The organism is Paraburkholderia graminis (assembly GCF_003330785.1).
In the GTDB taxonomy this organism is placed as follows: Bacteria; Pseudomonadota; Gammaproteobacteria; order Burkholderiales; family Burkholderiaceae; genus Paraburkholderia; species Paraburkholderia graminis.
Map to the genome: position 1 here is coordinate 2700793 of NZ_CP024935.1, position 15134 is coordinate 2715926.

Consider the following 15134-nt stretch of genomic DNA (forward strand, 5'->3'; position numbering starts at 1 on the left):
TGGACCATTTTCAAGACGTGCAAAGCCCTTGAAATGCCCCGGTTATTCGGGGTTGGAAGCGGCGTTGGAAGCGCTACCGCCGCGCGGCCCGGATTCTAATAATCAAAAACGATTAAAGCTCGCGCGCTCTGAATAAAATCGGCGCGCGAAGACTGCGGGAAAGGGCGAGCAACAGAGCGGCGAGCATCAGAACCGCGAGCAACAAACGCCGACTGCAACGCCGGCGAAAACCGCTGCCTACGCGACGCCCACCACAAGGCGCCGCGCGTTTGCGTTATTGACGATGATTGTGCTGCTCGCCGGGCAACTCGGCGCCGTGCGCGCGAATCGCGGCAATCAGTTCCGCCGGCGTGATTTCGTAGCGGACTTCCCGATGGATGCCTGGCTTGCGCTCGTCGACTTCGACCAGAAGGATGCCTTTGCCGTCTTCTGTCGATTCGAGGCGCAGCGTGCGCAGTTCACGCCCGGTTGCGTCGTCGTATTCGGTGAGCAGGGCCATTGACCCGGAGGACCCGGTAGTGCGCATCGAAGTTGTCCTTGTTCCGTTGTTGATCGAATCATTGTACGGGCAGCATGACGCGCCGTCTGTCGCGCAATGTTGACGCTTTTGGCGATTGCCGGCGCCTCTGCCTGCAAGCCCGAGCGCCGCCGTGCGCGTGGCCTTGCGGGCCGCGCGCCCACGCAGGCGATGACGTTCGCAGTGACAATGAGTTTAACGGAGTCGTCGCGACGACGGCTGCATTTTTCCTGCCCCGTCGCGGTGCAATCGTTCTTCGACGTTGTCATGCGCGTGACGCGCGGTACGGTTAGACGCGACGCGCAACCGCGTGCGCGCTGATCGGCAAAAACGCCCGATGCAAAGCGCACCTGAAGAGATCATGAGGCGCGTGTCGCAGCGTGGGCAGGCAATGCCATGAGCGCCGCGACGCTATAGCGGCCGATTACGCTCTGCACGTCCTTCACGCATGCGCTCCAGCTCCCGCATCTCCGAGGCGCGCAGCGGCGCGTCGGCATCGAGAAAGAACTCGTCGAGTTGCGGCGGCGCGATGGCGGTGCCGCTCAACATCGCATGAACCTGTCCGCGATGATGGATCTGATGCACGAACACATGCGGCAGCACGTTGCCGATGCGTTCGCGTTGCACGCCGATCGACGGACCCCGGTCGATTTGCACTTCGCGCTGCAAGTCGTCGGCCGTCAGCGATTCGCAGAAGCTCAGCAGCGCGTGGTCGCTGTCCGCCTGAGCCTGCCATAGTTGCGCCGCGTGCGGATAGGGCACTTCGTCGTCGAAAATCGTGAGGCCCTGGCCGCCGTCGATCAGCGCGTCGAAGTAGTAGCGGTCCACCAGCAGAATGTGATTCAGCGTGAGCTGCAACGACGGAAAGAAGCTCACCCGGTGCGCGGCGAACGCTTCGTCGCTCAAGCTCAGACACGCGCGGTAAAGGCGCAGGTTGGACCACGCGTTGTTGCGCGCCATATCGCTGAAATGCTCAGACAGCGCATCGCGCGGCGCAGCGCCTCGCGAGTCGGAACGAACCATGTCTGCCTCCGTGGATGGTGTGCGCACATCGACCTCTGCGCCTGAACAGCATAGACCGCGCACAAAAAAAACGGCCCGTCTTGCGACGGGCCGCTAAACGCCGTTGTTACTTGGGTCAGTCCGCCCCATGCATTCATCGGGCACTGACGCATGCATCGTGGGTCGCCAATTCATCGCTGTCGAGGTGGGAGTAATGCTGATCTATCCGATCAATGCGTAAGGTCAATGCGTGAAAGGTCAATGCGTAAAAGGTGCCGGATGCGTCGCGCATCATCTTCAAAAAGACTACACTGCGCCGGTATAGGTCAGCAGACGTGGTTTGCCAAAGATCGCAGCGGTCTGCCTGCGCGAACCGCAACGTACTTGGGCCGATGCAGAAAATCCTTGATCGTACTCAAGAGTCACTCGCTCAGGCGTTTGCCTCGCTCGCAAAAAACGCGAAGCGCCAGCGGCGGGTTTATCTCGCGACAATCGGCTCATTGATGCTGATGGTGGTGATCTTTTCGCTCCTGCTGGCTGTGGTCGCGGGGCTGAAGCAACTGGAATACCGCCGGACGTTCGCGACGCAAAGCGCCACCGACCTGTCGCTACTCCTGCATCGCAAAGAGTCGTTCTTGCGGCGCACCGAATTCACTCTCGACTATTACTACAGCGCGACCCAGGTGCGGCGCGCACCCGAAGCGGTGGAGCGATCCATCGCGCAGACGGGCGCGGCGCGCGGCAAGGTCGACCGGGTCGACGCGGAATTCGACATCGTCATCGGCCAGGCAACGCGCGCGGCGTGGGGTGCGCAGTTCGGCGACAAAGTCTGGCGGCTGTATGAATCCGCACAATCGACGCTGGTCACGCAGCAGGCGTTCGAACTCGCGCAGCACGCGACGCTGATCGGCCTCGATGAAAATTACGCCGTGATTTTGCCTTCGCTCGCGGATTCGGCAACCGACGTTGGAGCCGGGGCCACGCGGGCGCCGCCGCCGCAAGAGGCGGTAATCGGCACGTTGCGCGACACGATCGAGCATGAGCTGCAAGCGCAAACAGGCAAGCGCGTGCCCGGCAAAGGCGAGCACGTGTGGATCGGACCGTATCGCGATCCGCTGCGCAACACGCCGGTCATCTCGGTGGTGAGTGCCTACTACGAAGGCGACAAGCCTGTCACGCTGATCACCACAAGCGTTTCGCTCGACGTGCTCGCCGCGCGCCTTGCGCCGCCCGGCGGCGCGGGCGCGACTTTGCTGATGGGCCCTGACCGGCGCATTCTCGTATCTTCCGCCGCGCTCAGCGCGCAAACCGGCGCGAGGCTGCAACGGACGATAGCCGCGACCCCGTCTCACGCCTTCCACTTCGGCCGCGAAGGCGCGATTTTTCACGAGCCGTTGATGCCGGGCTTCGGCTCGCTGGTCGGCTACGTGCCGTGGGGCGCGCTCGCCGTGGCGCTCGGCTGGCAACTCGGCGTGATCGGCGGGCTCGCGTTGCTGGTGCTGCTGGCTATCGCGCTGACCGCGCGCTTCTTCGGACTGCGGCTTCTGCGCAGTGCGTTCGCCGAGACCTCGCGCGCGCTGGAAAGCGAGACGCTCAATCACATTCTGGTGAGCGCGACGCCGGTCGGACTGTGCATCGTCCGGCGAAGCGACTGTTCGATATTGACGGCGAATGCACTCGCCACCGAACTCCTGGGTATCGAGCCGGGCACGAGCCGCCTGCCGCCGCATATTGCCGCCGAGTTTCTGACGAAGGTGCCGGAGCAGGTTTCGGCGGCCGCGTTGGCGCGGATTGCCGCTTTCGTCGCACCGGCGAGGCCCGTGCAGGAAGTTCAGCCGGCGCCTTCGCAAGCGTCCTCGGCGCCGGTTCAGACGGACAGCACGCCCGCCCGCTTCCTGCAGTTCACCTATGCGCCCGCTCGTTATGCCGGCGAGGACGTGTTGTTCTGCGCGATCCTCGACGTGACCGCGCAGCACGAGCTCGAACAGCAACTGCGGCAAGCGCAGCAGACGTCGGAAGCGATGATGCGCGCGCGCACGAATTTTTTTGCCGCGATGAGTCACGAAATCCGGACGCCGTTGAATGCGCTGCTCGGCAATCTCGAACTGTTCGCGCGTACGCCTGGGCTCGACGCGCATGCGCAGCGGCTCGCCAGTCTGAACGTGGCGGGCGATGCGCTGCGCCGCGTCGTCAACGACATTCTCGATTTCTCCAAGATCGATGCGGGCGAAATGCTTCTGGTGCGCGCGCCCTTTGCGCTGCTCGACGCATTCGAGAACATCGCGCTTTCGTATGCGTCGATGGCGGGCGATCGGCGCGTGCGTTTCTATTCGCTGCTTTCGCCCGCGATCGATCGCACGGTGATCGGCGACAGAATGCGGATCGCGCAGGTCATCAACAATCTGTTGAGCAATGCATTCAAGTTCACGTCGAGCGGCAAGATCACGCTGCAAGCCGAACTCGCCGACGATACGCCAGGCCACCCGGTCCTGAAGTGCCGCGTCTCCGATTCGGGGCCCGGCATGAGCGAGGAACTCGTCGGGCGGCTTTTCAAGCCGTTCGTGCAAGGCGAGGCAGGCGCCTCGCGCGGCGCGGAAAGCACCGGCCTTGGACTCGCGATCTGCGCGCGGCTGTGCGAGTTGATGGGCGGCGCGGTGTCGGCGGAAAGCGTGGTGGGCGTCGGCAGCGTATTCAATGTATCGATTCCGCTGGTTGCGTCGCCTGACGAAAAACCGGCGCCTCAGCCGGCAACGCGTGGACCGCTGCTCGCGCTGTTTCCCGATCGCGAGGTCGTCAATCTGCTCGACCGCTGGCTCGAGCACTTTGGCTGGAGCGCGCACGTCGTCTCGACGCTGGCTGACGCGCAGAACTGGCTGCGGACGAACTGCGCAATGGCGCTGATTGTCTCCGACGCATACGATCTCGAGGCGATCGCGAGCTTGCGCGCGTTGCAGCCGCTGAGCGCCGTGTGGATCACTCGCGAGGGCCCGGCGCGACCGCGCGCGCGTGATGAGGGCGTGCTCGAAGTGACCGAATTCAGCGCCACGGCGATTCGCAGGGCCATCGAGCAGGCCGTCGACGGCGTGCCTGTTGCTGCGGTGTCCGCATCGGCGGCAGCGGCGGCATCCGAGATGGACGCATCGAACGCATTGGACGCGGCGCCTGCTCCCGCGCCTTCCGTGGCGACGCATCCGGCGTTGCAAGGACTCAGGGTTCTGGTCGCCGAAGACAATCCGCTGATCCAGAGCCTGATCGCCGAACAGCTTGCGACGCTCGGCTGCGTGCCGACCATCGCGCCAGACGGCGAACAGGCGCTCGCCACGTTTCAGGCGAAGCGTTTTGACGCCGTGCTCACCGACATCCACATGCCGGCGATGGACGGCTATCGACTGCTTGCCGCGCTGCGCGAGCGGGACCAGCAGGTGCCGGTGCTTGCCTTCAGCGCGGTCGCGGAGAATCAGGAGGCGCATAGCTGGCGCGAGCGCGGCTTCAGCGGTCATGTGTCGAAGCCCGCTTCGTTGAGCGAACTCGAGACTGCGCTGGTCGCGGTGGCGCCCGTCGCGAAGGACAGCGCGGCGCGCACGACAGGGCCGGCGTCCGCTGCCTCGGCTGCAAGCACACTCACCGTCGATGAGAGAGCGCGCTACACCGCGATGCTCAAGGAGCATTTGAAGAACGACTTGCCGCGGCTTCTCGCCATCGTCGATGAAGAAGACCGGGAGGCGCTGGCCGGCTGGGCGCATAGCGCGAGCGGCGCGTTCGTGATCGTGCAGGAGCCGGGATTCGTCGAGGAATGCAGGCAGTTGCAGCGCCTATGCAACGAAAGCGAGAGCTGGACGACGGAGATGGACGAGCGCGCCGTGTCGCTGCACGAAGCGTTGTGCGATCGCTATGGCGTCGACGAAGCGTCGGCGCATTGAGTCGGCGCATAGATTTAAAGAGAGAAGTGTTCATTTTCACGAATGCAGTGATTGAAGCGGCGCCCTTGCCAAGGGTCCGACGGACAAGGGCGCGCTTGCAGTTCAGTCAACGCAGATCCGGTTGATGGACCGGACTTGCGTCCGATCCATCACGGCACTTACCACTGATACGAAGCACCCACGCCGAACGTCGTGTCACCCGAACTGGTGCCCGCGCCGGCCTTCATCTTCAGGTTGTCATTGATACGCGCCGAGATGCCGAGCGCCACAGCCTGCGCACCCTTGTACGAACCGCCGCCGATACCGACCGCGATCCTCTTGTCCTCATCGACGTCCGGGATCATCGTCAGCGCGGTGGCTGCCGCAATACCCGAGTAAGCGCTCCTGGCGACCTGGTTGACGCTGTTCTGCACCGAGTTGATCTGCTGATCGACGTAGGTCTTTGCCGTCATGCCGGCCGGCAGATTGCCGATCGCGTCGTTCAACTGACCAAAGTTGACTGCGTCGTGCGTCGCCGTACCGGCTGCGACGTTGGCGACCTGGCGCTGGTTCGTTGCCGAGCCCACCGACACCGTGTTGTCGCGGTCTGCCACCGAGTCGGAACCCAGGGCAACCGAACCCTTGCCGGTCGCCTGAGTATTGGCGCCGATCGCAGTTGCACCTTCACTGCTTGCGTTGGCATTGTTGCCGGCTGCAATCGACTGCTTGCCGCCGGCATTGGCGCTGGCACCCATCGCAGTCGAATACGAGCCAGTTGCGCTAGCCATCTGCGTGTCCTGGTTGCCGTCTGCTGCAAACATCGGGTTGCTGGCTGCTTTGGCAATGTCCGTCGCCGTCGAGATCGCTGCGTTCATCTGGTCGACGTTGACTGCGTGGTTACCGGACGTACCTGCCGCCACGTTGCGGATTGTCGTGCCGCCCGCAGCACCGTTACCCATCGTCACGCTGCTGTAGTTGGTCGTACCATCGGCGTTGTGGTCGTACGTGACTGCCGCGTTGGTCGTGCCGTTCGGGTTGATGATGCCCGAGGCCTTCAACTGAGCGAGGTTCACTGCGTCCGTGTCGGCCGTGCCGGCTGCGACGTTGGTGATCTGGCGTTCGTTGCCCGCCGAGCCGACCGACACCGTGTTGGCACGATCAGCCGCCGAGTTCGAACCCAGCGCAACCGAGTTCGTCGCGAGAGATTGCGCGTTGCCGCCGATCGCCACCGATTCCGCGCCCGTCGCCTGTGAATCCGGCAACGTCGTGTTGGCGTGGAAGTACCTGGTAGCGACGCCGCCATTGGTGATGTTGTTCAGCGTGTTGTTGATGTTGGTGATGTCCGACGTGTTCTGCGTCGTACGGCCGTCCAGATTGGTGAGCGCATCACCCACGTTGTTGACGGTCGTGCCGCCGACGGAGTACGCCGGGGCCGCGATTGCGCCCGTCGTCGTGTCGTAGGTCGAACCGCCGCCCAGCGACGACGCTGTGCTCGTGCCGATCTGGTTCACCTTCGCGTCTTCCGACTGCAACTGGCTCACGTTCACCGCATCGGTCGGATTCTGACCTGCTGCCACGTTCGTGATACGACGCTCTGCACCTGCCGCGCCTACCGACACTTCGCCGCCGGCTGCCGTGGCTGCCGAGATTGTGCTGCCGCCAGGGTTGAAGCCAGCCGTCGCCAGCGTGGTCGAGTTGGCCACCGAGTTGGACCCAAGTGCCACCGAGTTCATCGTCGTCGCCTGTGCGTTGCCGCCGATCGCCACCGCATCCGTGCCCGTTGCCGACGAGTCCGCCAGCGTCGAGTTAGCGTTGAAGTACTTGATGCCGCCGCCGCTGCTGATGTTGTTGACGACGTTCGTCAGGTTCGAGACGTTCAGGTTCGTCGCGTACAACTGCGAACCGTTCACCACATCCACGCTCGTGGCGTTGAGCGCGCCTGCTGCTACACCGGTCAGCGTGCGCGAACCTGCCGTACCCGTGAAGTTCACCACCGTGCCGCCGGTATCCTTCGCCACCGTGACGTTGCGCGACGTTGCGTCCTGCTGCACGAGACCGACCGTACCGTTGTTGATGTTCTGCGTCAGGCTGCCGATGTTCGTCGTGTTCTGCGTCGTACGGCCATCCAGATTGGTGAGCGCGTCACCCACGTTGTTGACGGTCGTGCCGCCCACGGAGTACGTCGGGTTCGTGATTGCGCCCGTCGTCGTGTCGTAGGTCGAACCGCCACCCAGCGACGCCGCCGTGCTCGTGCCGATCTGGTTCACCTTCGCGTCTTCCGACTGCAACTGGCTTACGTTCACCGCATCGGTCGCATTCAGACCTGCTGCCACGTTCGTGATGCGACGCTCTGCCCCTGAAGCGCCTACCGACACTTCGCCGCCGGCTGCCGTGGCTGCCGAGATTGCGCTGCTGCCCGGGTTGAAGCCTGCCGTCGCCAGCGTGCTCGAGTTGGCAACCGAGTTGGAGCCCAGTGCCACCGAGTTCGCCGTCGTCGCCTGAGCATTGCCGCCGATCGAAACTGCATCCGTGCCCGTTGCCGACGAGTCCGCCAGCGTCGAGTTAGCGTTGAAGTACTTGATGCCGCCGCCGTTCACGATGTTGTTCACCGTGTTGCTCAGGTTGTTCACGTTGTTGTTGATCGTGTTGACCTTCGCGTCTTCCGACATGAGCTGGCTCAGGTTCACCGCGTCCGTGGCGTTCAGGCCTGCCGCGACGTTCGTGATGCGACGCTCTGCACCTGCCGAGCCCACGGACACTTCGCCGCCGGCTGCCGTCCCTGCCGAAATCGCCGTGCCGCCGAGCGGCGTGAAGCCTGCCGTCGCCAGCGTCGTCGAGTTCGCCACCGAGTTCGAGCCGACCGCTACCGAGTTCGCCGTCGCTGCCGACGCTCCGGCACCCAGCGCGGTGCCGGAGCTACCTGTCACCACGCTGCTGTGACCGACAGCGACTGCGAATGTGGTTGCCGACGTGTCGGCACTATTACCCAGCGAACTTGACTGACCACCCGATTTTGAGTCTCCGCCAATTGCAATCGAATTGTTGAGAGTCGCCGCATTGGTGGCGCGTTGACCGATCGCGATATTGGCAATGCCAGTGGCGGTTGCATTCTGGCCGATTGCAACAGCAGCCGTACCGTTGGACATACTTAGCTGGCCCACGGCAATCGCACCACCGGAGGATGCGGCCGCGGCCCCACCGATCGCGATCGCCTCGGAGCCAATCGCCGACGAATCCGCCAGCGCCGAGTTCGCGTGGAAGTACTCGATGCCTGCGCTGAGCTTGTCGCTTAACTTGCCCAGGGCTGTATCGACCGTAGCGAACGCCGAACTCACGTTGTTAGCCGGGCCCGACGTCCCATCGATTGCATTCGCTTGCGGCAGCGCGTAGCCAGGCGCAACGATCGTGCCGTTCGCCGCCATCGTCGTGCCTAGCGCGGCCGCCGTGGTACTTGCCGTACCGTAAAGCTGGGAACCGCTAATAGCATTCAGGCTTGAGGCTGTTACTGCTCCTGGCGCCAGGCCGTCCAACAACACGTTGGTGTCAGACACGCTCATTGTGAGCGTGTTCTGGGTCATCGTGCTGGCCAGGTAGTACGTTATGTTTCCAGCCTGGAGCACGATGCCGGAAGCTCCAGACGGCGAGCCGGATTCGAGGAGGGCATAGTAGTCGCTGGAGGGCACGTACCGGCTTGAACAGCCACTAGCAAATGTCGAATTACTGGAGACCTGGTCTTTTCCAATGTTGTCATACAGACACAGAACGCTTGCAGATGCTGGCAAAGAAAAAATCGCAAGCGCAATGCCCGCCGAGCCGCCTAACGAGCACGAAATAGCGCTCAGCCTACTTTTACAAGCGGGTTTCGAATTTTTGCTTTTTCCTTTTGCATCTTCCTGCGCAGCCACCCAAGTGCCGGTTGACTCGTTCCAAACCGAGCGAAATGCTTTATTCATTTAAAACCCCTTATTGAACAAATATCGTCACGCGTTCTGTCGCTGCTCAACTCAGGCTTGGGAGTGGACGTGACGATTACTGCGCTCGGCTCGTCACGATTAAATCGCACAAAAATCAACTGAATCGCACACCGATTCACGATTTTTGCGACGACTGCTCGTCCACTATGGATTTGAATTCAGCTCGATAGCTAAGTCACACCCCGTCTCAAAATTGCCGGCAACAACCGAACTTTATGAGACTTGAACGATGGCTCAATAGGATTATTCCTAAATACCAGGGAAAATTGAGAAATCAGCGGTGACGGAGATCAAGAAAATGCAAGACGCAAGAATGTGGCGCGGACGCTTTTAGGAATTGTCCTAACGAAAAACACTGCAAGGTGTGATAGCGCCGAAATGCTTGAATAGTCGCCTCAATTTCAGCAAGCGAAAATGTCAGCGCCGGACATGTGCATTGAATGTCGGAAAATATTGGTCGTATTAGATTTAATAGAAACGCCGCCGCCTTCCCCGCTGCATGCAATTATTAATGGTCACAACGGGACTTTTTGCATCGCCCGTTTTAATCCATTCGCATTTGATTCGGATAATTAGTCCGCCCTGAATAACGGGGACGTCATGGAGAAGGCAATTGCCCATTCAACCGATTCGCGATTCTCGAACGGTGTCGCGAACATCGGGTGAAGGCCGCGGCACGGCACGGCCCGAAGCTGCGGCAAAACGAATTGCTCAGGATGGGCTATCGAGCCAGTGCTGAGGCGTCGACGCTCAGCCCGGCCGTCGCGCGATGAAGTCGATTTCCACCAGCGCGTCACGCGCCAATGCCGTTACGCCGATGCACGTCCGGGCAGGCAGCGCGTCGGCGGGAAAGTACGCGCGATAAGTGTCGTTCATCGCCCCGTAGTCGCGCTTGAACTCGGTGAGGAAAATGCGCACGGCAACCACGTGTTGCAAGCCGAGTTCGAGACCTTGCAGCACGAGCACGAGGTTGTCCATCACGCGCTTCGTCTGCGCGACCACGCCTTCGGGAAGCGGCGCGGCGTCGTCGGTGGGCGAGGTCGGCATCTGGCCGGTGAGGAAGACCCAGCCGTCGGTTTCCACGGCGTGGGAGAACGGGCCGACTGGCGTCGGCGCGCCGGGGACCATCCAGAAAGCGGGGGTAGGGCTCATGGAGATTGCACCTCACGGCTGCGAATGTGGGTTGATACGATAACCGATCAAAAGTCGCGACGCGTGGCCGACGCCGATGTCTGGACATCGTGGAATCACTTACTGATTGACGCGCTTCGCGAACGTCGGGATCGCGTCGGCCATTGCTTTTGGCTGCTCAGGCGCCATCGCGTGACCTGCGTTGGGCAACACGACACAGTCACCCGCTCTCCGAGCAAGTTCTCGAGCACTTGCGAAAATCGGCGAGGCGCCACTGCGTCGTTCTCGCCCATCTCCGGCGCCGTCGACCGCTTTGCGCACACGGACACCAAGAGAATGATTGCAGCGAGAGCCTGTTTTCTGGAGGTAGTGACTCAATTGAATTTGCTATTCGAAGCCGGATATGACATGACCACTAATAGGTAGTGATACTAACGTTCTACACGGCCAGCGCAGAAACTTGATGCCATGACTGACTAGTTCATCTGCGGCTGCTCGAGCCCGGTATTGTCGAAAATCGCGAGCGCATGCTCCGACTTCAGGAACGCGAGCTACCGAGATTCGCCACCGCGTGGATCGCGATTTTGCAGGAGAAGTTAGCGCGCTTGACGAGCAACGAGCCGTGGAAAGAAGATGTCGTCTGGCTCGCAAACGAGACGGGCGACTCGCCGCGCCAGATGCTGATGGGCGGGTTCAGGACCAGCAGTCCCCGAACCCGCCCAAGCCCTTCTTAAACCAGCCCCGTCGTGTAATAAACGGCGATCACGAAGAACACCGCCAGCGTCTTGATGACCGTCACCGCGAAAATGTCGCGATACGACTGACGGTGCGTCAACCCGGTCACCGCCAGCAGCGTGATCACCGCGCCGTTATGCGGCAGCGTGTCCATGCCGCCGCTCGCCATTGCGACCACGCGGTGCAGCACTTCCATTGGAATATGCGCCGCCTCCGCACCCTTGATGAACACGTCCGACATGGCCGCGAGCGCAATGCTCATGCCGCCCGACGCCGAACCGGTGATGCCCGCCAGCGAACTGACCGACACGGCCGCATTGACGAGCGGATTCGGAATGCTCTTCAGCGCGTCGCTGACCAGGACGAAGCCGGGCAACGCCGCGATCACGCCGCCGAAACCATATTCCGACGCCGTATTCAGCGACGCCAGCAGCGCGCCCGCCACGGCGGCCTTCGTGCCGATCGCAAAGCGCTCGCGCACGCGGCCGAACGCCGTAACCACAACCATGACGATGCCGAGAAGCAGCGCGCCTTCGACAGCCCAGATCCCCAGCACGGTTTTGATCGTCGTGGTGAGCGGCGTGTGAACGCCCGGCAAAATATCCGGCGCGACGGTGTACGACGTGCCGTACGCGTCGGGGATCCAGCGAGTCAGGAAGAAGTTGGCGACGCCCACCAGAACCAGCGGCGCAATGGCCAGCAACGGATGTGGCAATTGCTTCGACTCGACGCGCTCCGGCTCGTTGACGAGTTCCGTGCCGTAGCCTTCGCCGGTTGCCATCGCCGAGCGGCGGCGCCACTCGAGATAGGTGAGACCCACCACGATGATGAACAGCGAGCCGATCACGCCGAGCGCGGGCGCGGCCCACGACGTCGTCTTGAAGAACGTCGTCGGGATGATGTTCTGAATTTGCGGCGTGCCCGGCAGCGAATCCATCGTGAACGAGAATGCGCCGAGTGCGATGGCGCCGGGCATCAGGCGCTTCGGAATATTGCTCTGGCGATACAGTTCGGCGGCGAACGGGTAGACGGCGAACACCACGACGAACAGCGAGACGCCACCGTAGGTGAGCAGCGCGCACACCGCGACGATCACCGCATTGGCGCGGGAGCGGCCGATATAGCGAATCGCGGCCGCCACGATCGACTCCGAGAAGCCGGACAGTTCGATGACCTTACCGAACACGGCGCCGAGCAGAAACACCGGGAAATAGAGTTTGACGAAGCCGACCATCTTCTCCATGAAGATGCCCGTGAACACGGGCGCGACGGCGGCGGGATCGACCAGAAGGACGGCGCCGAGCGCGGCGATCGGCGCGAAAAGGATAACGCTGTAGCCGCGATACGCGGCGAACATCAGAAACGCCAGCGCGGCAAGGACGATGACAAAGGACATTGAGTCTCCAGAAGCTTGGTTTGTTCTACGTGTACGCCGTCTCCCGCTGACGACGGCATGGCGCCCGCGAACGCAGGTTCCATGCCATGCGGCCGGCATCGGCTCGCGCGCTGACGCGGCGGGCCAAAAGCCGGCAAAACCGGGAGACGTGGCGCCGCCGATTGTACCCAAACGTCTCCAAACGGGGACGTCAATCGTGCTAAGTGTGTCCGGTATTGACACGAAATCCGCATGGCGATGGGCTTGTCGGCGATCTCCACCTTGAGATAAGCTTGTCCACGAAAAGAGACAAGCGACAAATAGAACGATAGCCGGAGACAGCGACAACATGATGAACGACTGGGCGGGACTTCCCGCCATCTACGGCGACGTGCTGCGCCGCGCGATGGATTCCCTCTTCCGCACATTCGAGAACTTCAGCGAAGGCACGTTTATCGTCGACGCCGACGCGCGCGTCGTGTGGATCAACAAGCGCTATGCGGCGCGCTTCGGCTTTGCCGACCCCGAGCAGGCGATTGGCCGCGATTGCGAAGCGGTGATTCCAAACAGCCTGATGCGCGAGGTCGTCAAAACCGGCAAGCCGATTCTGCTCGACATTCTCGAAACGGACCGCGAGCCGCTCGTCGTCACGCGTCTTCCGCTGAAGGACGACGCCGGTGCGACGGTCGGCGCCGTCGGCTTCGCGCTGTTCGACGAGTTGAAGGCGCTCACGCCGCTTTTTTCCCACTATTCGCGCGTGCAGGAAGAATTGATCGCGACGCGTCAGTCGCTCGCGCAGGCCCGCCGAGCCAAGTACACATTCGGCAGCTTCGTCGGCACCAGCGCGGCCAGTCTGGAAGTGAAGCGCCAGGCGCGCCGCGCGGCGCAGCTCGAATCGCCGGTGCTTTTACTGGGTGAGACCGGCACCGGCAAGGAATTGCTCGCGCATGCGATCCACGGCGGCTCGGCTCGCGCGAATCAGCCGCTCGTGACCGTCAACGTGGCGGCGATCCCGGACACCCTGCTCGAAGTCGAATTCTTCGGCGCGGCGCCTGGCGCCTACACGGGCGCGGATCGCAAGGGACGGGTCGGCAAGTTCGAACTGGCGAACGGCGGCACGCTGTTTCTCGACGAGATCGGCGACATGCCGCTGCCTTTGCAGGGCAAGCTGCTGCGCGTGCTGCAGGACAAGGAGTTCGAGCCGCTCGGCTCCAACCGGATCGTGCGCGCCGACGTGCGGATCATCGCGGCCACCTCCGCGGATTTGCCGGCGCTGGTCGCGGCGGGCCGTTTCCGCGCCGATCTGTTCTATCGACTGAACGTGCTGACGATTCATGCGCCGCCGCTGCGCGAGCGCACGTCGGACATTGAAGCGCTCGCGTACGCAATGCTCGAGGACCTGTCGACGCAGGCACGCGGCGGCAGCCACTACGAATTGCAGGACGACGCATTGCGCCTCCTGTGCTCGTATGCGTGGCCAGGCAACGTGCGCGAGTTGCGCAATACGCTGGAGCGCGCGGTGATGCTGTCGGACAGCGAGCGGATCGACGCGCGCGCGCTGGCGCCGTTCATCGGTTCGGGGCAGAGCGGCGCGCAAGGCGCGACGGCGCAGACGCCGGACGGCTCATCACAGACGGCTGCGAGCGGCGCGGATGCGGCGCGCGAGCCATCGTCATGGAGCGACGCGATGGCGGCGTTCGAAAAGCGCTTCCTGAGCGATGCGTTGCGTGCGAACGGCGGGCGCGTGATCGAGACCGCCGCGCAAATCGGCATGGGGCGCGCGACGCTGTACAAGAAGATCGCGGCACACGGCATCCAGGTTTGAGCGGAGCGGGCCTGCATCCTGTCACGCAGCGTCATGGCCGCGTGGCACAATCGCGTGATCGAAAAACAAGACGTGATCGGGGTTTCACATGAACCGGAGCTTCTCTTTCCTTGCGCGCTATCTCGGCCTGATGCTGGCTGTGTCAGCCGGCGCCGCGCTGGGCGGCTGCGGCAGCAGCGCGCCGCTGTTTCTGTCGGACGGCCGCCCGACGACGCTGGTCGAATGCCCCGCGGGTTCCGACTCCTGCGCGCAGCAGGCGGCCGCAAGCTGCAGCGGCGGTGCGTTCGACACCGTGCGCCAATCCACGAGTAACGGCACGCTTAGCCTGATCTACGCCTGCCGCGCGAAGTAACGCGATGCGCGCCGCGTCATGCGGCGCGCGGCCGGACTTTCACTGTCTTCTGCGATTCGCAACCCGTCGACGGGCTGCGCTCGCCTTCCTTTAAAAAGCGGCTTAATCCGCGCGCCGTTGTCTGCGCTCTCCTCATTACTGAGCGTACGCGTTTCCCGATACGTGCATCCGCGTCATAAATATATGCTTCTAATGCGGCGAGACGAAGGAAGTTCCACTATGCGCGCCGCATAATGAATTTCGATTTGACAAGATTTATTCCGAACGGATCGACAGCAATAAAAAGTCACTGTATTTTTTCGCACTGGAGTGAAGTCGGTGCGG

8 protein-coding genes and 1 pseudogene are annotated in these 15134 nt (G+C 62.5%); 3 read left to right on the forward strand and 6 right to left on the reverse strand.

Going from position 1 to position 15134, the window contains the following annotated elements; all coding sequences use genetic code 11:
• Positions 1 to 274: 274 nt before the first annotated feature.
• Together CUJ91_RS30280 and CUJ91_RS30290 are read right to left on the reverse strand one after the other, a co-directional pair.
• Positions 275 to 526: a hypothetical protein gene (locus tag CUJ91_RS30280; RefSeq protein ID WP_006047495.1), complete on the reverse strand. Its 252-nt coding sequence runs from the start codon at positions 524 to 526 to the stop codon at positions 275 to 277.
• A 402-nt stretch (positions 527 to 928) separates the two neighbouring features.
• Positions 929 to 1540 carry a DinB family protein gene (locus CUJ91_RS30290; RefSeq protein ID WP_114157879.1) on the reverse strand — a complete coding sequence of 204 codons (612 nt, stop codon included), beginning with the start codon at positions 1538 to 1540 and terminating at the stop codon, positions 929 to 931.
• A 371-nt stretch (positions 1541 to 1911) separates the two neighbouring features.
• On the opposite strand from CUJ91_RS30290, the gene CUJ91_RS30295 reads away from it, so the two are divergent.
• A complete protein-coding gene (locus CUJ91_RS30295) occupies positions 1912 to 5439 on the forward strand; it encodes a response regulator (protein WP_114157880.1) in 3528 nt (1175 codons plus the stop codon).
• 158 nt (positions 5440 to 5597) lie between these two features.
• Here the strand turns inward: CUJ91_RS30295 and CUJ91_RS30300 are convergent, their stop codons facing one another.
• From CUJ91_RS30300 to CUJ91_RS30320, 4 genes and pseudogenes are all read right to left on the reverse strand, one after another.
• Positions 5598 to 8975, reverse strand: a complete 3378-nt coding sequence (locus CUJ91_RS30300) for a YadA family autotransporter adhesin (RefSeq protein WP_244231045.1) — start codon at positions 8973 to 8975, stop codon at positions 5598 to 5600.
• 285 nt (positions 8976 to 9260) lie between these two features.
• Positions 9261 to 9371: pseudogene (locus CUJ91_RS35295) on the reverse strand (ESPR domain-containing protein); the annotation flags it as partial.
• Between the two features lie 771 nt (positions 9372 to 10142).
• Positions 10143 to 10544: a RidA family protein gene (locus CUJ91_RS30305; protein WP_053859743.1), complete on the reverse strand. Its 402-nt coding sequence runs from the start codon at positions 10542 to 10544 to the stop codon at positions 10143 to 10145.
• A gap of 709 nt (positions 10545 to 11253) precedes the next feature.
• Positions 11254 to 12654: a GntP family permease gene (locus tag CUJ91_RS30320; RefSeq protein WP_006047500.1), complete on the reverse strand. Its 1401-nt coding sequence runs from the start codon at positions 12652 to 12654 to the stop codon at positions 11254 to 11256.
• A gap of 328 nt (positions 12655 to 12982) precedes the next feature.
• On the opposite strand from CUJ91_RS30320, the gene CUJ91_RS30325 reads away from it, so the two are divergent.
• The gene (locus tag CUJ91_RS30325; protein WP_006047501.1) at positions 12983 to 14458 is read left to right on the forward strand and encodes a sigma-54 interaction domain-containing protein; all 1476 of its coding nucleotides are present in this window, start codon (positions 12983 to 12985) and stop codon (positions 14456 to 14458) included.
• Positions 14459 to 14546: 88 nt separating this feature from the next.
• A complete protein-coding gene (locus tag CUJ91_RS30330; RefSeq protein WP_006047502.1) occupies positions 14547 to 14810 on the forward strand; it encodes a hypothetical protein in 264 nt (87 codons plus the stop codon).
• Positions 14811 to 15134 lie beyond the last annotated feature (324 nt).